The sequence below is a fragment of the Phaeobacter sp. 11ANDIMAR09 genome, from assembly GCF_001294455.1.
In the GTDB taxonomy this organism is placed as follows: domain Bacteria; phylum Pseudomonadota; class Alphaproteobacteria; order Rhodobacterales; family Rhodobacteraceae; genus Pseudophaeobacter.
This window is the reverse complement of the sequence record NZ_LIKT01000030.1, coordinates 24,989-49,245: the sequence shown is the minus strand read 5'-3', so window position 1 is coordinate 49,245 and position 24,257 is coordinate 24,989. Positions and strand designations below refer to the sequence as shown.

Below are 24,257 nucleotides of genomic sequence, written 5' to 3'. Positions count from 1 at the left end.
AGCCAACAATGGGGCGATTCCAAAAGCGAATCCGTCTCTGTCACAGTGTCAGGGCCCAGGCGCGACCTTCATAGATGGCCTGAGCCGCCAAACGCGGGGCATTTGCATCGCCGATCAAAGTTGAGGTGACACCCAGAGCATGCAACTCATCCCTGAGGGACATATCGCTGACATTCACCGTAGCCATCACCAGGTCCGTTGCCGCGAGCCATTCTGTGGCGCCCGTCAAAAGCGACAGCACCTCTGCTCCCTTTGGCCCCCAGCTGCCTATGGCGGCATCCGTGATAAAACGCACCCCATCGCTGGCCAGCGCTCGGCGCAGCGCCAAATCCGTCGAGGAGCGCTGCAGTTCTTTGCCCACCAAGCCATCCGGTGTCACCAGGGTGACGCGATACCCCTGTTCAGTCAAATGCCAGGCGGTCCCGCAGCCGCGCCAATTGCCGCCTTCATCCAGAACCACAACATGGTCTCCCAGACGGGCACGGTTCGACAATACGTCCTCTGCGGACCAGACGCGGCCCCGCGGCAGGCCGGGGAGCTCAGCCAGATGGGGGAGCGCCTTTTGGAATCCAGTTTCTTGCGGCAATGATCCGGTGGCAAGCACCACTTCATCGGCCCCATGCCTTTGAACATCCTCAGCATCCATATAACGGTTAAAACAGACCTCGACCCCGAGCTGGTCAAGCTGTCGCGCATACCATTGGATCAAGTCGGTGATCTGGGCGCGGCGTGGCTGCAGCCCTGCCAGGCGGAATTGCCCGCCCAATTCCGGACTGGCTTCGGCCAGGGTCACGCGATGGCCACGTTCGGCCGCCACTCGTGCGGCCTCCAGCCCAGCCGGGCCACCGCCCACCACCAGAACCGATTTGCGCTGCACGGCCCGGGAAAACCGATCACCGCCCCAGTCGGCCTCGCGGCCAACCGATGGGTTGATCAGGCAAGAGATCCAATAGTCGCGTCCGCGCCGCCCCCAGCATTGCTGGTTACAGGAGAGGCAGCCGCGAATATCCGCTGCGCGATCCTCTGAAGCCTTGGCGACCAGATGCGGATCGGCAATTTGCCCCCGCACGATTGAGACCATATCGGCCTGCCCAGCCCCCAGCAGCGTATTGGCATTCTCCGGCGTGCGGATATGGCTTTCGGCAGTGACCAGCGCGTTGCGCACCACCTGTTTGAGGCTCTGAGACAGGTCCACCCCCAGCATCTGCCCCTCTTGGAAGCTGGGAATGAGGCGGGCGAAGTCGAAATAGGATCCGGAGCCGATGGTGACATAGTCCATTAGCTCCTCGCTATCATGCAGCGCGACGATCTCGGCCATGCTTTCGCGGCTTAGCGCCACCTCAACACCGGGCTCATCATTCACCGCAAGGCCGATGATGAAGTCCTCGCCGCAGGCCCTGCGGATGCGGGACAGGATCTCGCGCGAGAACCGGGTGCGGTTCTCCAACGAGCCGCCCCATTTGTCGTCGCGACTATTGGAGAATGGTGTCCAGAACTGGTCCAGCAAACAGTGATAGGCAGCCCAGACCTCGACCCCATCAAAGCCCGCTCTCTGACAGCGGATGGCAGCTTGCACAAAGCCTTCAATGGTTTCTTCGATCTCGGCTTCAGACATGGCGTGGCTGCCGTCGCTGTCATGGTAGCTGGGCCCGCCCGAGGGCGACCAGGCCGCGTGCCAGGAATTGTCCTGATCGCCATGGGCGCCCACGTGATAGAGCTGCTGTATCATCACCGCGCCCGCTGCTTGGCAGGGTTCCACCAGTTTGCGAAAATGCGGGATCACCGCATCGGATGAGTGCAGAAAATTGCCGCGGGTCAGCACAGCGGCAGCATGCACCGGCATCGGCTCCACCACGATCATCGCCGCTCCGCCCAGGGCGCGCTCCAGGTAATAGGCGGCATGGGCAGCCCCCGGCAGGCCATCCTGGGCCATATTTGTGGTATGGGCGCCAAAGACCACTCGGTTGCGCAGCGTCTTGTGGCGCAGCTTCTGTGGCTTAAAGAGATGTGGATAGGGTGCCATGATTAACTCTCCAACTTGTCGAGCCCCGCCGTGAGCTGCTGCACCATCCCGGCCTCTTCCATGTGCAAGCGCAGGCGCTGGTTGTAGCCGCCAGGGGTATTCAAGGCCTCAATCAGATCCTCTGCCGGACCAGCGGCCAGACTGGAGGAAATCAACATCCGCAGGAAAGCCTCGGCCTGATCTGGATCCGCGACCCGACCCCCAAGCCAGGTTGATGCAGCCGAGGTCAGTTGCGCCACAGGGGACATCACCGCCTGAGCGCAGAGAAAGGCCTCCAGCTCAGCAGCGTCGCGCAGCGCAAAGACGGTATTGCGTGGGGCAAAGATCTGTTCCAGCAGAGTGGTATCGCCCAGCGCCATGATGGCGGACCCACCCTGGGCGATACCTGGGAAAGGCATCATCACCGCCGTGGCCTGTGCAGGCGCAACCAAGCTCGCGACCTGTTCCAGGTCTGGCCCCGCCATCAGGGAGACAATCCGCACTCCTGCCGGGAAGCTCAGCTCTTCCAGGATCTGCGGCGCAGCTTCAGCCATGAGGCCCAGAAACACGATCTCACTGTGATCCAGAATCTCTTGCAGCGGGGCGATCTGCACCTCTGCGATTTCCGCCGCAAGGGCCGCTGAGCGTGCTTTGGATCGAGCACTCACCCGGATCTCATGCCCCTGCCCCGCCAATCCGCGCACCACTGCCGAGGCAATCACCCCGGTGCCGATGAAACCCAGCCGCACCTCAGATATCCTTTAGCAGGCGCAGGGCATCATAGATCGCCGCATGGGTATTGCGGGCCGCGACCGCATCGCCAATGCGGAACAGCTGGAACTGTCCTTCGCGGTTGCTGGCAATGGCCTGGGCCCGGCCCTCGATCAAGGCGCTTTGATCCACCTCGCCTCGGTTTGAGGATCGTTCCTTGAGGTCAAAATAAAGCTCATCCAGTGGTAGGGTGCCGTAGTTCACTACCACCTGATCATATTGCGCCTCAGATGTATGGCTGCTGTAGTCGGTACCAATAGTGGCCGTCAGCTGGTTGCCATCGGGAGCAACCGACAGCAGACGCCGGGTGACGGTGAAGGTCACATCCTTATCCTGCAGTGCCCGCATATAGGGCACCAGATTCATCGCCATGATGTCCGGGGCAAAGGTGCGGTCCGGTGTCATCACCTCAACCTTGGCGCCGGCATTGGCCGCCACTTCGGCGGCCATGACCCCGGGATGGTCGCCGCTTTCGTCATAGATCAGCACGTTGGACCCCGGCTTCACATCTCCCGAGATGATATCCCAGCTGGTCACCACATTGGTCGCTTCATCGCGGGTTTCATGCAGCATGGTATTGGGCATGCCGCCAGTGGCAACGATCACGACATCCGGGTTCAGCGCAGTCACATCCTCGGCCTCGGCCCAGGTGTTAAAGCGGAACTCCACATCGCGCGCCGCGCATTGCGCCATGCGCCAATCGATGATCGAGATCATCTCGGCCCGACGCGGGTTCTGCACAGTCAGGCGGATCTGGCCGCCGGGATCGGGCTGCGCTTCAAACACGATGACCTCATGGCCGCGCTCGGCCGCCACCCGCGCGGCTTCCAGACCAGCAGGCCCAGCCCCAACGACAACCACTTTCTTTGTCTGCTCGGCAGGCATGATCTCATGCGGCATGGTCAGCTCGCGCCCCGTGGCCGGGTTGTGAATGCAGAGGGCTTCTCCCGCCTGATAGATCCGATCAAGACAATAGGTGGCGCCAACGCAGGGGCGAATGTCATCCTCTCGACCCTCGATGATCTTGCGCACCACATGGGGGTCGGCCATATGCGCCCGCGTCATCCCGACCATATCCAACAATCCGGACGAGACCGCATGGCGGGCCGTGGCCACATCAGGAATTTTAGAGGCATGGAAGGTCGGCATGCCCGTCTTGGCGCGCACGGTTCCGGCAAAATCCAGATGCGGCGCGTTCTTCATGCCCTGAACCGGGATCATATCGGTCATCGCCGGATCGGTATGGATGCGCCCGCGGTTGATGTTGAGGTAGTCCACATGACCGCTGTCCTTCAGGATCTGCGCAATCTCCACGCCCATCTCTGCCGTGATGCCGCCCTCTTGCGCTTCATCCGGGGCAAAGCGCACGCCGACGACAAATTCATCGCCCACACGGTCGCGCACCGCCGCCAGAATATCAGTGGTGAGCCGCATCCGGCTTTCCAGATGTTCCCGCCCATAGGGTCCATCCAGATCATTGGTCAATGGCGAGATGAACTGATCCAGCAAATGGCCATGGGTCATGATCTCGACCCCGTCCATGCCACCCTCTTTCATCCGTTCCGCCGCATCGGCGAAATCCGATATAACGCGGGTAATGTCCCAGTCTTCGGCCAGTTTTGGAAAGGCGTGATGCGCCGGTTCGCGATGCCGGGTGGCTGAGATAGCAGGTAGCCAATCGCCTTTGTTCCAATGGGTGCGCCGACCCAGATGGGTGAGCTGGATCATGATCGCCGCGCCATGCTCATGCACCTGGTCGGTCATGTTGCGGATCCAGGGCACCACCTCGTCCTTATAGGCGAGGATATTGTTGAACACCGGTGGGCTGTTGCGAGACACCGCAGCAGATCCTGCCGTCATGGTCAGGGCCACGCCTGCTTTGGCCCGCTCCGCATGATAGGCGGCATAGCGCTGCTTGGGCATGCCCTCCTCGGGATAGGCGGGTTCATGGCTGGTGGTCATGATCCGATTGCGCAGGGTCAGATGTTTCAGGGTGTAGGGTTGCAACAGCGGGTCGTTGGACATTGGTCTTCTCCTGGGCGGCGCGTGAAACGGGCCTAGATCTGGGGTGGTTTGGATTGAAACCCCGGCAGGGGCGCATGTACAGCCCCTGCCGCACAGGGAGGCGGATCAATACCAGGCATCTGGCATCGCAGTTTTGGTTTTGGTGATGAACTCTTGCAGCGCCTCATCGGTGCCGGGATCCATTGGCGGCGCTTCATAGCTCGCCAGCTGTGCCTTCCAGCGGGCATTGGCGCGGGTGGCGGCATCAATGCCGCCTTGCTCGTCCCAGCTTTCCCAGGGCTGATGATCGTCTGTTGCACTGTCCCAATAGGCCGTCTGGTAATGGCGCAGGGTGTGCTGAGTGGCAAAAAGATGTTGGCCTGGACCACCCTCGGCCAGAGCGTCAAAGCCCAGGGTGTCTTCGGTCACCTCAAATCCTTTGAGGTAGGAATGCAAAGCACCACAGAGATCGGTGTCGAGGATGAATTTCTCGTAGGACATCGACAGCAGCCCATCCAGAAACCCCGCAGAGTGCAGAATATAGTTCGCGCCGCATTGCACCGCCGACATCATCGACATCATCGACTGCTGCATCGCCTGGCCGTCTGGCAATTTTGAGGTTGAGAAATTCCCCGCGCAGCGCAGCGGCAGCTTCAACCGACGCGCCAGCTGCCCCATCGCCAGTGATCCCAATGCGGGCTCGGGCGTGCCAAAGGTGGGTGAACCAGAGCGCAGCGACATAGAGCTGATAAAGGAGGCCAGAACCGTAGGGGATCCGGGGCGTACCAGCTGGGTAATGGCACAAGAGACCATGCTTTCCGCCAGACACTGCGCAACAGATCCGGCGATGGTCAGCGGCGACACCGCTCCGCCCAACAGGAAGGGCAAATGAATCGAGCCTTGGCCCGCCGCGGCATAGGCGCGAATGCCCCGGGTGGTGACACCATCCATGGTCAGCGGCGAGGTGGTGTTGAAATTGCCCATGATGACGCAATTCTGATCGACAAAATCAGCGCCAAACAAGATGCGGCACATTTCGATAGAGTCTTCGGCGCGCTCCGGTGCGGTGATCGACCCCAGAAAGGCGCGGTCAGAATAGCGCATATGGGCATAGACCATATCCAGGTGCCGCTTGTTCACCGCAATATCCGTGGGCTCGCAAATGGTGCCGCCGGAATGATGCAGGTTGGGGCTCATCTGTGCCAGCTTTACGAAGTTCTGGAAGTCCTCAATGGTGCCATAGCGGCGCCCCTTATCCAGATCCATCACAAAGGGAGAGCCATAGGAGGGCGCCAGCACCATGGCATCGCCACCGATCTCGACCGTATTGGCGGGGTTGCGCGCGTGTTGGGTAAAACGTTCCGGGGCTGTCGACAGGATCTTGCGAATCATGCCGGGCTCAAACTTGAGGTTCCAGCTGTCAGCCGTCAGATTCGTCACCTTTGCACCGGCAGCACGGAACAACTCGACCACCTCTGGGTCTTCGCGAAACTCGATGCCGATTTCCGCCATGATGCGCTCGGCGGTGGCTTCAATCCTATCCAGGCTCTCTTCGGAAAGGATGTCGTAGGTTGGTATCTGTCGGGTGATGAAGGGCACTTTGAGATGGGTATTTTGCCCCGGTTCCGCCGTTCGCCCCTCGCTGCGCCGCGACCGCCTGCCCCGAGATTTCACCTGCGCTTCGCCCATCCTCAAGCCCTCCTGGAAATATGTCTCCTGACATATGTGTCAATAAAACAATCATACCTGTCAACTCCGTTGCGACTTCTGCGTGTCGGTGTTAGGACATTTGCATGACTATCCAGGATCAAACCCGCCTGCCGACCTCGGAAGAGGCCTGGCTGATCGCCGCCTACGAAGAGTTGACAGCAAATGGCGTCGAATCGGTGCGCATCATGCCCCTGGCCAAGAAGCTGGGAGTTTCGCGCACCAGTTTTTACTGGCATTTCAAGGATCGCGAGGCTCTTCTCGAAGCGATGGTCCGTCGCTGGGAAGACAAGAACACCGGCAATCTGGTCGCCCAAACCGAGGCCTATGCCGCCACTATCTGCGAGGCGGTCTTCAACCTGTTTGATTGTTGGCTGGATGCGGATCTTTTTGATTCTCGACTTGATCTGGCGATCCGCAATTGGGCCCGCAATGACGCCGACCTTCAGCAACGCCTCGATCAGGCCGATGCCCGCCGCGAGGCAGCAATGGCCGCCATGTTGGAGCGCTTTGGCTATGGCACCGAAAACGCTTTGGTGCGGGCGCGCACCATGATCTACACCCAGATCGGCTATATCTCGATGCAGGTGCGCGAGGAAGAAGACAGACGGCTGGCCCTGATGCCGGATTACGTTGAGGTCTTTACTGGCCAGAGCCCAAGCAAGGCGGATACAGACCGCTTCATGGCCCGTCACCTGCCTGGCGGAAACCCGGCCGTTCTGCGCTAAAATCCTCCTGGCGACTGCGAAAATACCCCTTCAAAGCAGCCTTGCATTGGCGCACCTTGGCTGAGGTCTGCAGATCAGGGTGACTGAGCACCCAGATCGGCGCGTAGTCCTGCGGGGCGAGACACGGCAGCGGGCGTAGATCAGGCTCATCCTGCGCCAGGTAAAGCGGCATGCGCACAACGCCCATGCCTGCCTTAGCTGCTGCAATAAGCGAAGTCATATCGTCAAAACGCGCTGTGATACGGGCGTTAGGATAAAGAGCCAATGCCACTCTGGGCGGGGCCTCGTGACCGCTGTAGAGCACCCAATCCAGAGCCGCCTGAGGCTCAGCCTTTGCCCGTGCGACGATTTCGGGCAGGGCAACGCAGGTGGTTTTCTGATCCGCGAGATGCAGGCCAACCAAGCTATCCCCTGGGGATTTGCTGATCCGGATGGCCAGATCGGCCTCGCGCCGAGCCAGGTCCAACACATCATTTGTGGCCCTGACGCTCAATTCTATCTCGGGGTTTTGCCGACAGAACGCGGCCAGAAAAGAGGCCAGATGGCTTTGAATTAAAAGCTGTGGTGCTGTCAGTGTGAGTGGCCCCGAAAGCGCCTGATCCCGCCCAGACAACCTGCGCAGCGCTTCTTGCTCCTGCTGCTCCATAAGCGCCGCGGCTCTGGCCAGCTCTTGCGCCTCGGGGCTGGGCAGATAGCCTTCGGGTCGCCGTTCAAACAAAGGTCGCCCCAACATTTCCTCTGCCCGCTGCACCCGGCGTGCCACGGTGGTGTAACTGACAAATAGCGCCTCGGCGGCGCCGGCCAGCGTTCCGGCCCGGACCAAGGCCAAGATTGTGCGCATGTCATCCCAGTTGATCTGCATGACATGCATTTTTGCATGCATGGAACGCGAAAGCATGTGTTTTCTTGCGGACACCCCCAACCCATCTCTGTCCCATCGCAAAGAAAGGACAACTTATGGCTTATGTATATGTGAACCTGGTGCTGGAAGACGCTGACAAGATGGCGGCCTACCGAACAAAGGCCGGGGCAGCCCTGAAAAAGCACGGCGCCAAACCTCTGATCTCGACCCCTAGTCAGACTGTGATCGAAGGCAGCCGGGACGAAACCGGTATTGGCGTCATTCTTGAATTCCCCGATGTCGCAGCAGCCAAAGCCTGGATCACCGATCCAGAGCTGCAAGAGACCCATGCCCTGCGCCGCAGCGCTGGCCGCTCGGCCATCACTCTGCTCGCTTAAGAACAAAGGGGGGGGCTCCCGCCCGTCAGGCGCAGGGGCAAAGCCCCGCCCCCTCCCGTTGGGCCCAGCGCCGGGCTACGCCCGGCGCAACAGGGCCTGCTGAGAAGCGATTGAGGGGCAGGTCTGCCCCTCAAGACGCCAGATCAAGTCTGATCTCCGAAGAGCTGCCCTCAAGGACAGGCCGCGCGATGCGCGGGCCCTGACGGGCTCCTTGACCGCAGCTCTTCAAAAAAAGAAAAGCGCGACATCCGAGATGCCGCGCTTGCTGTGAAAGGTCCGAAATGGACAGTCCGATTATTCGGCCGCAATCTGGCCTTCGGCTTTTTCGACGCGCACCGCCGAAAACTTAAACTCGGGGATCTTGCCGTAAGGGTCAATCGCCGGGTTGGTGAGAATATTGGCCGCTGCCTCGACATAGGCGAAGGGCACAAAGACCATGTCTTCGGCTATGGCGCGATCGGCGCGAGCCATGATCTCGATTGAGCCACGCCGTGTCGACAGGCGGACCATATCTCCAGGCTCAACCCCCATAGCGCGCAGCGTCTTGGGGTTGAGGGAGCAGTTGGCTTCAGGCTCCACCGCATCCAGCACCAGCGAACGACGGGTCATTGATCCCGTATGCCAATGCTCCAGCTGACGGCCGGTGGTCATGATCATCGGGTATTCCGCATCCGGGGCCTCGTCCGGCGCGATGACGCTGGCCGGCGTAAAGCGGGCGCGGCCTTCAGCCCGCGGGAAACCATCGCCAAACACGATCGCCTGACCGGGATCGGTCTCGTGCAGCGACGGGTAGGTGATGGTCTCGGTTTCCAAACGTTCCCAGGTGATATTGTCGAGCGACTTCATATTGAGCTTCATCTCGGCAAAAACCTCGGAGACATCAGAATAGTCCCAGGGCAGGCCAATGCGTTGCGCCAGCTCAACCGTCACCTTCCAATCCTCGCGCGCTTCACCCGGAGGCGCCACAGCGGGACGCACCCGCTGCACCTGACGGTTGGTGTTAGAGACGGTGCCGTTCTTTTCATACAGCGCCGAAGCGGGCAGGATGATATCGGCAAAGTTGGCCGTTTCGGTCAGGAAGATATCCTGCACGATCATCAGATCCAGTTTGGCAAAGGCTTCGCGGGCGTGATCTGCGTCTGGGTCCGACATCGCCGGGTTTTCACCCTGGATATACATACCCTTGATATTGCCCGCATAGGCCTGATCGACGATCTCGGTCACGGTGAGGCCTTTCTCGTTCGAGAAGTCTCCCCCGCCCCAGACATCGGTAAAGCTCTTGCGGATGCCATCATCCATCACCGACTGATAGTCGGGCAAGAACATCGGAATAAGCCCCGCATCAGATGCGCCCTGCACGTTGTTCTGCCCGCGCAGCGGATGCAGACCAGCGCCGGGTTTGCCGACATTGCCGGTCATCAGCGCCAGGCTGATCAGGCAGCGTGAATTGTCGGTGCCATGGATGTGCTGAGAGATACCCATGCCCCAGAAGATCAGGCCCGCCTTGCCCTTGGCAAAGGTCCGTGCGGTGCGGCGCAGTTGTTCGGGCGAGATACCACAGATCTCTGACATTGCTTCTGGCGTGAACTGCGCCAGATGCTGCTTCTCGGCCTCCCAGTTCTCGGTGAACTTTTCGATGTAAGACTGGTCGTATAGCTCTTCTTCGACAATCACATGCATCAGAGCGTTCAGCATCGAGACATCGGCGCCTGGACGGAACTGCAGCATTTCGGTGGCAAAGCGGCGCATGCCGACACCGCGCGGATCCATCACGATCAGCTTGCCACCGCGTTTGGTGAACTGCTTGAAATAGGTCGCCGCGACGGGGTGGTTCTCGATCGGGTTGGAGCCGATGATGATCGCCACATCGGCGTTTTCGATCTCGTTAAAGGTCGCGGTCACCGCGCCGGAGCCGACGTTTTCGATCAGCGCCGCCACAGAGGAGGCGTGGCACAGACGCGTACAGTGGTCGACGTTGTTGTGCTTGAAGCCCTGGCGAATGAACTTCTGGAAGAGATAGGCCTCTTCGTTGGTGCATTTGGCCGAGCCAAAACCAGCCACCAATTTGGGGTCTTCGTCGCGCAAGGCTTTCAGACGGGTTCCCGCCAGCTCCATCGCCTCTTCCCAGCTGGCTTCGCGGAAATGGGTCGTGAGATCGCCGGGATCGACATTCAGCCCCTTGGCAGGCGCATCATCACGGCGGATCAGCGGTTTGGTCAAGCGGTGGGGGTGGTGGATGTAGTCAAAGCCAAAGCGGCCTTTGACGCAAAGACGGCCCTCATTGGCGGGGCCATTGATGCCCTCCACATGTTTGACCTTGCCGTCCTTGACCTTGAGGCTGACCTTGCAGCCAACGCCGCAGAAGGGGCAGACGCTTTCGGTCTCGGAATCATAGTCTTTGAGATCCCCCTGACCGGCGTCATCCAGCACAGCAGCTGGCATCAGCGCACCGGTGGGGCAGGCCTGCACGCATTCGCCACAGGCCACACAGGAGGAAGCCCCCATGTCGTCAGCGATATCAAACACTGGATAGGCATCATGGCCACGACCGGCCATACCAATCACGTCATTGACCTGCACTTCACGGCAGGCGCGCACGCAGAGACCGCAAGAGATACAGGCATCCAGGTTGACGGACATCGCCACATGGCTGTCGTCCAGCAGCGGAATGCGGCCCTCTTCCAGTTTGGGGAAACGCGAATCTGATACGCCGTTCAGCTCGGCCATGTCCCACAGGTGCGAGGATTTGTCATGCGCCTCTTCCTGCTTGGGCTGGTCTGCAACAAGCAGCTCCATCACCATTTTGCGGGCGCCTTCGGCGCGGGCGTTATTGGTGACAACCACCATGCCCTCGGAGGGTTCGCGAATACAGGAGGCCGCCAGAGTGCGCTCGCCTTCGATCTCGACCATACAGGCGCGACAGTTGCCATCGGGGCGATAACCGGGCTGCGGCTTGTGGCACAGGTGCGGAATTTTCAGGCCGCGGCCATTTGCGACTTCCCAGATGGTGAGGCCCGCATCTGCGGTAACCTGTTCGCCATCGAGTATGAATGTGATTTTATCGCTCATGTCTCAGACCTCCTCGGGGAAGTGTTTGATGGTCAGACGGATCGGGTTTGGCGCGGCCTGACCCAAACCACAGATCGAGGTATCGACCATGGCAGCGCTCAGCTCTTCCAAGAGATCCTGATCCCACTTCTTTTCGCTCATCAGTTTGACGGCCTTTTCGCAACCCACCCGGCAGGGAGTGCACTGGCCACAGCTCTCATCCTCAAAGAAGCGCAGCATGTTCAACGCCGCATCGCGGGCCGAGTCCTGATCCGACAGAACCACCACAGCAGCAGAACCGATGAAAGTGCCATGCGGCTGCAGCGTGTCAAAATCGAGCGGCACATCGTCCATCGAGGCAGGCAGCAGACCCGAAGAAGGACCGCCCGGCTGATAGGCCTTGAAGGCATGCCCTTCAAGCATGCCACCGCAGGCCTCTATGATGTCGGTGATGGTGGAGCCGGCGGGCAGCAGATGTACGCCCGGGTTCTTGACCCGACCGGACACGGAATAGCTGCGCAGCCCCTTGCGGCCGTTTTTCTCAACCGAATTCAGGCATTCGGGGCCTTCGCGGTTGATCTTGCAGACCCAATACAGCGTCTCGACGTTATGCACCAAGGTCGGGCGGCCAAAGATGCCCACCTGCGCCACAAAGGGCGGACGGTGACGCGGCTCGCCCCGCTTGCCCTCGATGGACTCGATCATGGCGCTTTCTTCACCGCAGATATAAGCACCCGCCCCGCGGCGCAGGTCGATGTAGCCAGGTTCGACAATGCCTGCCGCTTCCAGCGCCTTGATCTCGCAGCGCAGGATCTCCAGCACCGCAGGATATTCGTCGCGCATGTAGATAAAGCACTTTTCAGCTTCTACCGCCCAGGCCGCCATCAACATGCCCTCAAGGAAGACATGCGGCGTGCGTTCAAGATAGTAGCGGTCCTTGAAGGTGCCAGGCTCGCCCTCATCGCCGTTGACAGCGAGATAACGCGTGCCTTCATTGGCGCGCACAAAGCCCCATTTGGTGCCCGAAGGGAAACCCGCGCCGCCCAGACCGCGCAGACCGGCCTCTTTGATTTTGGCCTGTACCGCTTCCCAGTCGCCATCGGCACGCAGGTCTTTCAAAACCGCATAGCCCCCGTCGGCCTCATAGGCTGCCAGCGCCTCATACTCGGGCACATGCGCATGGGTGTCATCACCTGCAATCGCCGCTTCGACCTTTTCAAGCGTCGCGTGGTCGATGTGATTGTGGCCGATCTCCAGCACCGGCGCGGTGTCGCAACGTCCCATGCAGGGTGCCCGCAACACACGCACTTGTGAAGCGTCTAGCCCGTCTTCCAGTGCCTTTTGCAGCTGCTCGGCCCCGGCCAATTCACAGGACAGGGAATCACAGACCCGGATGGTCAGCGCAGGCGGCGGTGTTTCGCCCTCCTTCACCACATCGAAATGGGCATAGAAGGAGGCCACCTCGTAGATCTCGGCCTGGCCCGTGCGCATCTCTTCGGCCAAGGCACGGATATGCGCCGCACTCAGATGGCCATAGGCATCCTGAATCAAATGCAGAAATTCGATCAGCATATCCCGGCTACGAGGCTGATCGCCCAGAAGTTCCAGAACCTCGCTATGCGCCTGATCGTCCAGCTGACGGCCCTTGGGGGTTTTGCGCCCCTTGCCTTTGCCGGATTTCCAGACGCCCTTGCTATTGTCCAATGGTGCCACGCTGACCTCCAAAAATTCGCCTGTGCGTTTTACGGCGCAATGCCATCAGGAAATCATATCGTCAAATCCAATGTGCGGAATGCGCAATAACGAAAACTTATCGCACAAAGGCGGCAACCACGCGACGCAAAGAAGCAACCGTGGTCAATTCCGGAGTCCGCTGCAGGCTGGCCAGACAAATCGGGCGAGACTGCGCAGTTGATTCTTCTACGCTCTTCAAAGCCAGAGCTCGGGTGCCATCCACCGGGCCCAGCGCATCAGCCAGAGCGCGCGGCAGAATGGTGGCAACTGCCCCTTCACGCGCCATGATGATCGCAGACATAAAGCCGCTGGATTCTGACATCACCTCGGGTTTGAGCTCGAGGCTGGCAAAAATCCGATCCAGAATGCGGCGGTTCTGCATTCCCGGTTCCAGCAGGCTGAGCGGCAGATCCGCCGCGGCCTGCCAAGTGATGCTTTCATCTTGCTGGTCCAGCATGGCCTCGGGGGCAAGCAGCACATAGCTTTCCTCATAGAGGTCCGTAATCGTCACCAATCCAGGTGGGACGCTGTCGCTATAGGTGACGCCAACGTCGATTGTGCCGTCGAGGATACGCTGCTGAATGGCCATCGAAGTGGTGACATCAATATGCACCAGAACCCGCGGGTGCACCTCGTGCAGGCGATTGACCACCTGCGCTGCAAAGGCTGTGGCCGTAGGCACCACCCCCAGCATCAGCCTTCCCGTGACCTCTCCTCGGGACGCGGCAATTTCCTGATCCAATGCCTTGGCATCATCCAGAATCCCGCGGGCACGGCGCACGATCATCTCGCCCTCGCCAGTCAAACCCTGAAACCGATTGCCCCGCCGCACGATGGAAACGCCCAGCTTTTCCTCTAGGTTTCGAATGCGCATGGAGAAGGCAGGCTGTGACATACCGCAATCCTTGGCAGCCTTTGCAAAGTGCTGATGCCGAGCCAGGGCTGTCAGCAATTGGAGATCTCTGAGTTCTATCATCCGGCGACAATAGGGGCGAGACCGCATGAGGTGCAATCAAAGCTTGCAACAAAGGAGGTCAGGTCGGAGCCCCCAGGCCAGCGCATTGCCGGTCACACCATTGTAAAAGCAATCCACAGTGGCCGAAGAGCGCCGCGATTCTTTTGAGTGATTCTGTCCTGGCCTCGCGCGCAATGCTGACAAAACACAACCCCAGAGTGTGCGTGGCGATCTCTTACCGGTTACTCCATGAAGAAAACGCCGTAAAAACTATGAACAAATGTCCATATTTCCGTTCGAAAAACGCACTAAAGGCGAAAGAGGCAGGCCAAGGGAAACTCCAGAACAATGTGAAAAAAAGAAAAATAATCAAACGCTTGAAAGAAAATTCCAAAGCGGATGCAGTTGGAACTGAGGCTGTCAAAATGCGACATGCCAACAGCTAATCACCCCTTCCTGCTCCTGGGAGATGTCCATGCCCCTGGCCAGTTAAGATCTCGGTAAAACTTCTATCTATAGTCTTTGGGACCTGTTTTTGACGAGTAGATCCAAACGTCTTCAATTGCGCATCAAGCCCAATATCGCGCGTGTTTCTGGGTCGTTTTTTCAATCGGTCATGGCCAATTGGCGATGGCAACAGAACCCGAACGTAAAGCCGCTCTTGCAAGTAGCCCTGTGCTCCAAATGAAGAAAGTACAAAGATGAAAGCTCGCATACCCTCGATCCTCAAATTCAAAGGCATGTCAGTCTTCATGAAGTGCTGCCTGCTCATTGCTGCAACCACTCTGGTTGTTGCCAGTGTTCTAACAGTGAGAAGCGATCTCTCCTATAAGGCGGCCGTTGGAAAAGGCGTTCAAACCCTGGGCAACGGCGTCACCATTACCGTCGCAGCACGCAGTGGTGGATCCATTCGCTTTGGCGATGCGGATCGCCTGGCAACGGACATTAACAAGATCCTCGAACTGTCAGATGGTCGCGCGCTCTATGGCATCGCCGTAAATTCCAAAGGCAAGGTGGTTGCCACCGCAGGTGAAGCCCCAGCCGCAGATCATGACGTTTTGGCATTGTTGGGCACGGCCTCTGCCGAGTCAGGGGAGCTGGAAACCAGTGCGGATGGCTTTTTTGTTGCCGCCCCTGCCCTGGCCGGTGCAAGTGGTGACCTTGTCGTCGGATCCATCGCAATGATCTGGTCGCCGGAAATTGCCCTGGCCGAAGGCGCCAAGGACGAGATGATCACCCATGTCATTGCAGGCGCTGCCTTTGTCATAATGTGCCTGCTGTCGGCTTTGGCTCTGCGCAGAATCATGTCGCGCCCTCTCAAAGCCGTTGGCGACTCCATCAATGTGATTGCGGATGGTGACTATGGCCAAGCTGTTCCCTATCTGGATCGCCGGGACGAAATGGGCGGCATTGCCCGCAATGTCGAGCACCTGAAAGAGCAGCTGACAGCAGCACAGGCCGTTGAAGAGGAACGTCAGGCTGCGCAAGAGGCCCAGAAACTGGTTGTCGACCGGTTGAATGGCGCTCTGAAGAGCCTGTCCGAAGGTGATCTGACACAGAGCATCAGCACCCCCTTCAAGGGCGAATACGAAAGCCTGCGCACCAACTATAATTCCACCCTATCCACTTTGGTTGGGATCATGAATTCGGTCGTCGACAGCACCACCCGGATCCGTGAAAACGCCGAGGAAATCAGCCAATCCTCCAGCGACCTGTCGCAGCGCACCGAAAGCCAGGCGGCGACACTGGAAGAAACTGCGGCCGCAATGGAGCAGCTTACCGTGAGCGTGAAATCCGCAGCCGAAGGTGCCAAGCAGGTGGAAGTCATCGTGGAACAGGCCCAGAGCGGCGCCAAGCAAAGTGGCCAGGTTGTCACCGATGCGGTCAACGCCATGTCCGAGATCGAGACCTCCTCGAACCAGATCTCGCAGATCATCAGCGTGATTGATGACATCTCCTTCCAGACCAACCTTCTGGCGCTCAACGCTGGGGTAGAGGCTGCCCGAGCAGGCGAGGCAGGGCGAGGCTTTGCGGTTGTCGCCTCCGAAGTCCGGGCTCTGGCCCAGCGCTCTTCGGATGCGGCGCAGGAGATCAAACAGCTGATCTCCGAGAGTTCGCAACATGTGGCCAAGGGTGTGGATCTGGTCGGCAAGGCCGGCACTGAGTTGGAAAACATCATCGGCCGTGTTGGCAACATCTCCAACCATGTGGCCGAGATTGCTCAGGGTGCCAGCGAACAATCCACCACCCTGCTTGAGATCAATACTGGCGTGTCGCAGCTGGATCATGTGACCCAGCACAATGCAGCCATGGTCGAGGAAAGCACTGCCGCCAGCCAGGTTCTGCGCAATGATGCGGGTGAATTGGCCAATCAGGTCGCGGTCTTCAAGACCGGTGAGGAGCTGCCGACACGCGCTGCCAGCGCGAGCCCGACGCCAGCACCCGCCCCAACGGCTCATAGCGAGTTCCTCGAACCCGAAGATGATTTCTTTGCCGAGGAGTCCGTCCCATCGACCCTGCCAAAAGCAGCAGGCTGGGACGACTTCTAACCCGAACCGCACCAACAAGACGACCAAACCGCGCTGGCCCCGGCTGGCGCGGTTTGGCTTTGTGCTTGATGTCGTCGCAAAATGGACTTCACCTTAAAGTGACCCGGCGGCGCCCCTATGGAAACTGCCTTGCCCTGCCCTTATCTTGTCCCCGTCCAACCCGCTGCAGTCTTCCTCGGACCTCAGATGGCATATGAAATAGCGGTTCCCGGAGCTGTCCCGGCGAGCCCATGATAAAGGATCTCTCTGCATGAGCACCCAGGCCCCTGCCCCCCTGCGCATTGATGTGGTTTCGGACGTGATGTGTCCCTGGTGTATCATCGGCTACCGTCAGCTTGCCTCTGCCCTGGAGGCCACCGACACAGAGTATGAGCTGCACTGGCATCCTTTTGAGCTGAACCCTAATATGCCTGCCGAAGGGCAGAACCTGCGGGAACATCTGGTAGAGAAATATGGCGTCACCCCAGAGCAATCTGAGCAGAACCGCGCGCAGATGACCAAGCTGGGCAAGGATCTGGAGATTGACTTCCGATTCACCCCTGACATGCGGATGCACAACACCTTTGATGCGCACCAGCTGCTGCACTGGGCCGAGACCCAAGACCGCAAGCATGATCTGAAACAAGCGCTGTTCACGGCGCATTTCACCCACCACCGTGATCTGTCGAATACTGCGGAACTGGCCAATATCGCCGCTGAGATTGGACTGGATCGCGGCGAAGCCCTCGCTGTGCTGTCGGATCAGCGCTTTGCGGAGGCCGTGCGCGAGGTACAGAACTTCTGGCGGAGCCAGGGCATTCAGGGAGTGCCAGCAGTGATCTTTGACCAAAAACACCTGGTCAGCGGTGCCCAGGGGATTGAGAATTTCACCAGCATTCTAGGGCAGCTGGCCAAGATGCGTCAGGCCTGATCTCCGCCGCCTTCAAGCCTTTGCGGCGCGCTGCTACGGTTTGGCGCGCCTATCCATGGCCGCTGTCTGGCTGGTCCGACATATCGACCAGCCATTGCCGGACCTGTTCCGTGGCTTTGCTGCGCTTCTTGTGCGGCTCTGCCAGCAAATAGAACCTCTTGTCCCCCTCCCACGCCCCCGCAGAGACCTGCAACAGGGTGCCTGCGGCAAGATCGCGGGCGACCAGAAAACGGGGCACCAATGCGACGCCCTGACCTGAAATGGCCGCATCAATGGCCAGCGCAACCTGGTTAAGCCGCAGCCCCCGATCGCTTTGGTCTTTAACGCCAAGCTCCGCCAGGAACTGTGGCCAAAGATCATGACCATCGTGAAGTTTTGGAAGCTTTGCCAAGGCCCGCGCCGAGAGCGGCAGGGCCTCAGCTCCCAGCAAATGCGGCGAGGCAACAGCAATCACCTCTTGCCGAAACAGGCAGACGGCCTCCAGAGCGGCTCCAAAGGGTGGGGCCCCCTGCCGGATCGCCAGGTTGATCCCCTCACTGTGAAAGCTTGACAGTTTTTCTGTAGCCATGATCCGCAGATCAATCCCCGGGTGGATCTCGGCAAAGGCAGGCAGGTTGGGGATCAGCCACTTGGCCGCAAAGGCCGGAGTAACGCTGACCAGCACCTTGTCGGGTTCCGGCCTCAGCACCCTCGTGGCCGATCGCAATCCATCAAAGCTCGCGGTGACTGCCGCATGGTAGCCGCGCCCTGCAGAGGTAAAGGCAAGCCCCTTGGAATGGCGTTCAAACAGCGGAAGACCCAAATGCGCCTCCAGCAAGCGCACCTGTTGCGCCACGGCGCCCTGTGTCAGCCCCATCTCCTGAGCGGCCAGACGGAAATTCAAATAGCGCCCGGCAACTTCAAAAGCGCGCAGCGCATTCAGCGGGGGAAGTGGATCCATATGGCAGTAGTATTTCTACTGTTATGAAAGATCAATTCTGAATCGGAACCCAAAACAGAAGCGAATAGACTAAGCATAATCAAAATTGGAGATCGCAATGTCAGTAGAAAAAGTAGCCCTCGTTACCGCCGGTGGCAGCGGAATGGGTGCCGATGCTGCCCGCCGCCTTGCGGCGGATGGCTTTCGGGTAGGTATTTTGTCCTCGTCGGGCAAGGGCAAAGCTCTGGGCGAAGAACTGGGCGGCTTTGGCGTCACTGGTTCCAACCTCGCGCCTGCGCCCCTACAGGAGCTCGTTGATGGCGCTATGTCCCGCTGGGGGCGCGTCGATGTTTTGGTGAATTCCGCCGGTCACGGCCCCAAAGGTCCGGTTCTGGAGATCTCGGACGAAGACTGGCACATGGGCATGGAGGTCTACCTGATGAATGTGATACGCCCGACCCGCCTGGTGACGCCGATCATGCAGGCTCAGAGGGGTGGCACGATCCTCAACATCTCCACCTTTGCCGCCTTTGAGCCCGACCCCCTGTTCCCGACCTCTGCGATCTTCCGCGCCGGGCTGGCCGGCTTCACCAAACTGTTTGCTGACAAATACGGGCCCGAGAACCTGCGCATGAACAACATCCTGCCTGGTTTTATCGACAGCCTACCCGAGACTGCAGACCGCAAGTCGCGCATACCTATGGGCCGCTATGGCCGCACCGAAGAGGTCTCCTCGTTGATCTCCTGGCTGGCCTCGGAGCAGGGCGGCTATATGACCGCCCAAAACCTGCGGGTAGATGGCGGATTGACCCGCGCGGTCTGATGTCTCAGGCAACCGCTGCAGAGATTGGATCCATCAACAAGCTGGGCGCTGGAACCTGTTTTCCGCCCAGCCTTTGAAGGGCAGGCGCGCGTGTCGCACCCTTTGGCATCAAGTTCCGCTTGTTCTCACCCTGAGATTCCTCAAAAATCACCCCATATTTTTCAGGAGGATTTTTAGATGAACCTGGCAAAAACGCTGGTTGGAGCCCTTACGGCGCTGGCCCTTTCCACCCCCGTGGCTGTAGCCGATGAGTTGCTGGCCGACTACGTGGCCTTTATCGGGCGCGATGATCTGTACAATTCCAAAGGCGCGCGGCTCAGCGAGCCATGGCAGATCCTGCGCCAGGATCGGGCTAACTATCACCGCTTTGGCATTTCACAGCCCGGCGATGAATGGGACCCGATTTTCAAGGATAAGAGCAACCGCGCCATTATGGAGCGTATGGTGCAACACGGGAACATCGAAGGATCCGCCGGACGCGGTATCGTACAAGGCGGAGTCATGGTGCGGGTCAAAGTCTATGACAACGGCAGCCGCGACTATGTGCGTGTCACCGTCACCCGCTAGACTTTTGGCCAAGGCGTCTGAGGCGCCACCAATAGTAGATCAGCGCAGGCACCTCTCGCAGCCAGAATTTCACCACCTTGAGCCCTGAGGTGCCGCTTTGGAGTGGGCAGGAGGCCTGGGCTTGAAAGCCAAAATGGCGCGCCACCATCAGCGCGCGCCATTTGTGGTAGCCATCCGTCACGATAACGATAGAAGGTTGGTCCAGCCTCGCTAGGAGCGCGCGGATATTGGCTAGGTTTTCAAGGGTCGTCCTTGACTGATCCTCCAGCAGGATTGCACTGTCAGGCACCCCGGCCTCCCGACAAATTTTCTGCATAACCTCTGCCTCGCTGGGGGGATGTTTACCCAGCCCACCGCAACAGATCACATGGCTGACCCTGCCCCGGCGAAACAGTTTTGCTGCATGCAGGCTACGCCGCCGCAAGGTCGGAGAGGGTTGACCCCCAGGCCAGACAGCAGCTCCCAGCACAACAGCAACGCTCACCCGCCGAACTTCTTTTGTGACTTGCCCCGATAGGCCCGTGTGCCGGCCTTGCCCGCGCTGGAACGGCCACGGGATTTCACAGCCGCCTCAGAGGCCTTCTCTACCGCATATTGCCGTGCCATCGGATCGTCTGAAACGGCCAGATCGACGGCTTCCAAGCGTTTGACCTCATCGCGCAGCCGTGCGGCGTCCTCAAACTCCAGGTTCTCTGCCGCCTTGCGCATTTCGTCACGCAGCCCGTTCAGATGCGCCTCCAGATTGGCCCCATGCATCGGCTTGTCGATATTGGCGGTGACGCGGTTCATATCCACATCGCCCTGATAGAGGCCCGCAAGAACATCCTCGACGTTCTTTTTTACCGTGGCGGGGGTGATGCCATGCTCCAAATTATAGGCGATCTGTTTTTCACGTCGCCGATTGGTCTCACCCAAGGCGCGCTCCATCGAACCGGTGATCTTGTCAGCATACATAATGACCCGGCCTTCAGCGTTTCGCGCGGCGCGGCCAATGGTCTGCACCAATGAGGTTTCCGAGCGCAAAAAGCCTTCCTTGTCGGCGTCCAAAATGGCCACCAGCCCACATTCAGGGATATCCAACCCCTCGCGCAGCAGGTTGATGCCGATCAACACGTCAAAGGCACCGAGGCGCAGATCCCGCAGGATCTCAATCCGCTCCAGCGTGTCGATATCGGAGTGCATGTAGCGCACCTTGATCCCCTGCTCGTGCAAATATTCCGTCAGATCCTCGGCCATGCGTTTGGTCAGCGTGGTGACCAATGTGCGCATGCCGTTCTCAGTCACCTTGCGCACCTCATCCAGCAGGTCATCCACCTGCATCTTGACCGGGCGGATCTCGATCTCAGGCTCCAGCAGCCCCGTTGGGCGGATCACCTGTTCGGTGAAAACACCGCCGGCCTGATCCATCTCCCAGGATGCAGGGGTTGCCGAAACAAAAACCGATTGTGGGCGCATGGCGTCCCATTCCTCGAACTTGAGCGGTCGGTTGTCCATACAGGAGGGCAGTCGAAACCCATGTTCTGCCAGGGTAGATTTGCGCCGAAAGTCACCTTTGTACATGCCACCAATCTGCGGCACCGAGACATGGCTTTCATCGGCAAAGACAATGGCATTGTCAGGGATGAATTCAAACAGCGTTGGCGGTGGCTCGCCCGGGCCACGCCCGGTCAGATAGCGGGAGTAGTTTTCAATCCCGTTGCAATGGCCAGTGGCCTCCAGCATCTCGATGTCAAAGTTGCAGCGCTGCTCCAGGCGTTGCGCTTCCAACAGCTTGCCCTCGCCATTGAATTGATCCAGGCGCCGCTTCAGCTCTTCCTTGATCGAGATTACCGCCTGTTTCAGCGTCGGTTTGGGCGTCACATAGTGTGAATTCGCATAGACGCGGATCTGTTCAAAGGCGCCGGTGCGCTCGCCTGTCAGCGGATCAAATTCGGTGATGGCTTCCAGCTCCTCGCCAAAGAAGGACAGCTTCCAAGCGCGGTCCTCGAGGTGGGCCGGGAAGATCTCCAACGTGTCGCCACGCACCCGGAAGGAGCCGCGCTGAAAGGCTTGATCGTTGCGTTTGTACTGCTGCGCCACCAGATCCGCCATCACCTGACGCTGGTCATATTCCTCACCGACCTTCAGGTCCTGTGTCATCGCCGAATAGGTCTCAACAGACCCAATACCGTAAATACAGCTCACCGAGGCAATGATGATGACATCGTCACGTTCCAACAGTGCCCGCGTGGCCGAGTGGCGCATCCGGTCGATCTGCTCGTTGATCTGGCTTTCCTTCTCGATGAAGGTATCTGAGCGCGCCACATAGGCCTCGGGCTGGTAGTAGTCATAAAACGACACAAAATACTCGACCGCATTGTCCGGAAAGAAGCCTTTGAACTCCCCATAGAGCTGCGCCGCTAGCGTTTTATTGGGGGCAAGGATAATTGCCGGACGCTGGGTTTCGGCGATGATCTTGGCCATGGTGAATGTTTTGCCAGTGCCCGTCGCGCCCAGCAGGACCTGATTGCGCTCGCCCTCCTTCACGCCCGCGCTCAGCTCTGCAATTGCCGTGGGCTGATCGCCAGCTGGCGAAAACTCCGTATGCATGACAAAGGCCTTGCCGCCCTCTAGCTTGGGGCGCTGCACGGCGTCACGCTCAACCATATGCTCAGATGATTGTTCCTGCATCTTGGCTTCGGATTTGTCTGAATGGGCGTAGGGCATCCGGCTCTCCTGTGAGTCGTGCTGATTTTGATCTGTTTTTGTTCTTGTTCAAGGGGCATTCGACGCAATTCAGGGCGTCGACCTGTTGCAGCCCTGCAAAACCTGTTGAATGCGCAGGATTTGTCACCTTGTGGCACAGGGCTATTCGGCGCATAAATGGGCGAAGTCGAGTCACCAGGAGAGCCCCCATGCGAGCGCGGATTTACCGGCCAGCCAGAAACGCCATGACATCCGGAATGGCCAAGACCCGCAAATGGGTTCTGGACTACGCTCAGGCGAGCGCCCGTGAGGTTGATCCGCTGATGGGCTGGACTTCCTCCTCTGATACGCAAAGCCAGGTGCGCCTGCGGTTTGACACCAAAGAGGCGGCGCTGGAATATGCCCAGGATCATGGCATCGAGGCCGAAGTGGTCGAGCCAAAGGCCCGCAAAGCCAATATCCGCAATGGTGGCTATGGTGAGAACTTCGCCACCAACCGCCGCGTACCTTGGACCCATTGAGCCAACCCCCTGAGATAGAGATCCGCCGCGCTGATCCCACCTGCCCTTCAGTCGCTCCGCTGATCGAAGGCAACCAGAGCCACGGTGCGGCCGAAACAGTGGCGCAAAGCGACCATACCTTTGGCGCTGCTGAACTCTCCCGCAAGGATGTGCGCTTTTATGCAGCCTACCAAACGGGGACTTCCGTGCAGGAGTCCCCTTTGGGCTGCGGTGCAATCAAAACCCTGAGCGACGGTACCGCCGAAGTAAAATCCGTATTTGTCAGCGAAGCCGCACGCGGCCAGGGCCTTGCGCGTCGGGTGATGGATCACCTCGCCAGCGAAGCCAGAAATCAGGGCTTTCATGCGCTTGTTCTGGAAACTGGATCAGCGCTTTGCCCCGGATATGACGCGGCTCGCGCCCTCTATGAGCGCCTCGGCTATCGCTATTGCGCTCCTTTCGAAGGCTACTCTGAAGACCCGCTCAGCGTTTTCATGCACCTTCCCCTCAAGACGACCTCGGCCTGATCTTCGCAGTAGATGCGCACAATTGCCCTCTAGGTCTGCGGTTCCTGGCAGCCCCCAACAGACAGGAGCCCAATCCCCGAGAAACGCTGCGGCCATTCTGTTTTTGCCCGTTGCGCAAACTGGGGGAACCTGCAATCAAGGGCACGGATTCAGCTGACGGAATGACTGTGCCCCCATCACCGGCTCATAAACTTGGAATACTGCTGCCTGCAATGGCGTGGCTGTTCATACAGTTTGCGATGTCCGGGATCATGCTCGGCTCGCCCGCCAATGCCATGCAGATCGAGATCTGTTCGCCCTTTGGAATTCAGCAGATCACTATCGACCCGGAGACAGGAGAGCCGATCGAACCTGTCGTTGACGGGCAAGGCTGTGAATGGTGCCAGTCCTTTGGGGTGATCGCTGATACCGCTGCGCGGGGAGATGTCGCCTGGACTGTGCTGGCGCGGGACTTCCAACTCAGACTGCCCGTAACCGCGCCGCTTCATAAGCCCCTGCGTCTCTCTGCCGACTATCACAGCCGCGCACCGCCCATTCTTTGAGCCCTCTCAACAATTGATCAAAACACCTCCGGCGGCCTCGAATTTGG

At 59.2% G+C, this 24,257-nt stretch carries 20 protein-coding genes; 9 read left to right on the top strand and 11 right to left on the bottom strand.

The features are described 5' to 3' along the window. Positions 1-40 precede the first annotated feature (40 nt). From AN476_RS19425 to AN476_RS19410, 4 genes are all read right to left on the bottom strand, one after another. A complete protein-coding gene (locus AN476_RS19425; protein ID WP_054463436.1) occupies positions 41-2,023 on the bottom strand; it encodes an FAD-dependent oxidoreductase in 1,983 nt (660 codons plus the stop codon). A gap of 2 nt (positions 2,024-2,025) precedes the next feature. Beyond that, positions 2,026-2,751, bottom strand: coding sequence for an NAD(P)-binding domain-containing protein (locus AN476_RS19420; RefSeq protein ID WP_054463435.1), 726 nt, complete (start codon positions 2,749-2,751; stop codon positions 2,026-2,028). A 1-nt stretch (position 2,752) separates the two neighbouring features. Further along, positions 2,753-4,798 (bottom strand): NADH:flavin oxidoreductase, encoded by a 2,046-nt coding sequence (locus AN476_RS19415; RefSeq protein WP_054463434.1) that lies wholly within the window; start codon positions 4,796-4,798, stop codon positions 2,753-2,755. A 105-nt stretch (positions 4,799-4,903) separates the two neighbouring features. Further along, the gene (locus AN476_RS19410) at positions 4,904-6,466 is read right to left on the bottom strand and encodes a trimethylamine methyltransferase family protein (RefSeq protein WP_054463433.1); all 1,563 of its coding nucleotides are present in this window, start codon (positions 6,464-6,466) and stop codon (positions 4,904-4,906) included. A gap of 104 nt (positions 6,467-6,570) precedes the next feature. On the opposite strand from AN476_RS19410, the gene AN476_RS19405 reads away from it, so the two are divergent. Next, entirely contained in the window at positions 6,571-7,212 is a 642-nt protein-coding gene (locus AN476_RS19405; protein WP_054463432.1) for a TetR/AcrR family transcriptional regulator, read from the top strand. Here AN476_RS19405 and AN476_RS19400 read toward each other — a convergent pair. Next, positions 7,166-8,110 carry a LysR family transcriptional regulator gene (locus tag AN476_RS19400; RefSeq protein WP_253279939.1) on the bottom strand — a complete coding sequence of 315 codons (945 nt, stop codon included), beginning with the start codon at positions 8,108-8,110 and terminating at the stop codon, positions 7,166-7,168. The genes AN476_RS19405 and AN476_RS19400 overlap by 47 nt on opposite strands. 59 nt (positions 8,111-8,169) lie before the next feature. Here AN476_RS19400 and AN476_RS19395 point away from each other — a divergent pair, with 59 nt between their 5' ends. Next, the gene (locus tag AN476_RS19395) at positions 8,170-8,451 is read left to right on the top strand and encodes a DUF1330 domain-containing protein (protein ID WP_054463431.1); all 282 of its coding nucleotides are present in this window, start codon (positions 8,170-8,172) and stop codon (positions 8,449-8,451) included. Positions 8,452-8,745: 294 nt separating this feature from the next. On the opposite strand, the gene fdhF is transcribed toward AN476_RS19395, so the two are convergent. The 3 genes from fdhF to AN476_RS19380 all read right to left on the bottom strand — a co-directional run bounded on the left by fdhF (position 8,746) and on the right by AN476_RS19380 (position 14,209). Continuing rightward, the gene (gene fdhF, locus AN476_RS19390) at positions 8,746-11,520 is read right to left on the bottom strand and encodes a formate dehydrogenase subunit alpha (protein ID WP_054463430.1); all 2,775 of its coding nucleotides are present in this window, start codon (positions 11,518-11,520) and stop codon (positions 8,746-8,748) included. A gap of 3 nt (positions 11,521-11,523) precedes the next feature. Beyond that, the gene (locus AN476_RS19385; RefSeq protein ID WP_054463441.1) at positions 11,524-13,212 is read right to left on the bottom strand and encodes an NAD(P)H-dependent oxidoreductase subunit E; all 1,689 of its coding nucleotides are present in this window, start codon (positions 13,210-13,212) and stop codon (positions 11,524-11,526) included. A 97-nt stretch (positions 13,213-13,309) separates the two neighbouring features. Continuing rightward, positions 13,310-14,209: a LysR family transcriptional regulator gene (locus AN476_RS19380; protein WP_054463429.1), complete on the bottom strand. Its 900-nt coding sequence runs from the start codon at positions 14,207-14,209 to the stop codon at positions 13,310-13,312. A 680-nt stretch (positions 14,210-14,889) separates the two neighbouring features. On the opposite strand from AN476_RS19380, the gene AN476_RS19375 reads away from it, so the two are divergent. Further along, complete coding sequence (locus AN476_RS19375; RefSeq protein ID WP_083464413.1) at positions 14,890-16,737, top strand: methyl-accepting chemotaxis protein; 1,848 nt, start codon at positions 14,890-14,892, stop codon at positions 16,735-16,737. A 250-nt stretch (positions 16,738-16,987) separates the two neighbouring features. Next, entirely contained in the window at positions 16,988-17,647 is a 660-nt protein-coding gene (locus AN476_RS19370) for a DsbA family protein (RefSeq protein ID WP_054463428.1), read from the top strand. 49 nt (positions 17,648-17,696) lie between these two features. Here the strand turns inward: AN476_RS19370 and AN476_RS19365 are convergent, their stop codons facing one another. After that, the gene (locus tag AN476_RS19365; RefSeq protein ID WP_054463427.1) at positions 17,697-18,587 is read right to left on the bottom strand and encodes a LysR substrate-binding domain-containing protein; all 891 of its coding nucleotides are present in this window, start codon (positions 18,585-18,587) and stop codon (positions 17,697-17,699) included. A 97-nt stretch (positions 18,588-18,684) separates the two neighbouring features. Here AN476_RS19365 and AN476_RS19360 point away from each other — a divergent pair, with 97 nt between their 5' ends. Continuing rightward, on the top strand, positions 18,685-19,389 hold the full coding sequence (locus AN476_RS19360) for an SDR family oxidoreductase (RefSeq protein ID WP_054463426.1): 705 nt from the start codon (positions 18,685-18,687) through the stop codon (positions 19,387-19,389). 177 nt (positions 19,390-19,566) lie between these two features. Continuing rightward, the gene (locus AN476_RS19355; protein WP_054463425.1) at positions 19,567-19,956 is read left to right on the top strand and encodes a hypothetical protein; all 390 of its coding nucleotides are present in this window, start codon (positions 19,567-19,569) and stop codon (positions 19,954-19,956) included. Here AN476_RS19355 and AN476_RS19350 read toward each other — a convergent pair. Next, positions 19,946-20,425, bottom strand: a complete 480-nt coding sequence (locus AN476_RS19350; RefSeq protein ID WP_253279940.1) for a YdcF family protein — start codon at positions 20,423-20,425, stop codon at positions 19,946-19,948. The two genes, AN476_RS19355 and AN476_RS19350, sit on opposite strands and share 11 nt — an antisense overlap. Positions 20,426-20,436: 11 nt before the next feature. Then, a complete protein-coding gene (gene uvrB, locus AN476_RS19345) occupies positions 20,437-22,662 on the bottom strand; it encodes an excinuclease ABC subunit UvrB (protein WP_054463423.1) in 2,226 nt (741 codons plus the stop codon). Between the two features lie 188 nt (positions 22,663-22,850). Here uvrB and AN476_RS19340 point away from each other — a divergent pair, with 188 nt between their 5' ends. The 3 genes from AN476_RS19340 to AN476_RS19330 all read left to right on the top strand — a co-directional run bounded on the left by AN476_RS19340 (position 22,851) and on the right by AN476_RS19330 (position 24,210). After that, positions 22,851-23,162, top strand: a complete 312-nt coding sequence (locus AN476_RS19340; protein WP_054463422.1) for an ETC complex I subunit — start codon at positions 22,851-22,853, stop codon at positions 23,160-23,162. Beyond that, a complete protein-coding gene (locus AN476_RS19335) occupies positions 23,159-23,668 on the top strand; it encodes a GNAT family N-acetyltransferase (RefSeq protein ID WP_054463421.1) in 510 nt (169 codons plus the stop codon). The genes AN476_RS19340 and AN476_RS19335 overlap by 4 nt, the downstream gene beginning before the upstream one ends. A 212-nt stretch (positions 23,669-23,880) precedes the next feature. After that, complete coding sequence (locus tag AN476_RS19330; protein WP_054463420.1) at positions 23,881-24,210, top strand: hypothetical protein; 330 nt, start codon at positions 23,881-23,883, stop codon at positions 24,208-24,210. Positions 24,211-24,257 lie beyond the last annotated feature (47 nt).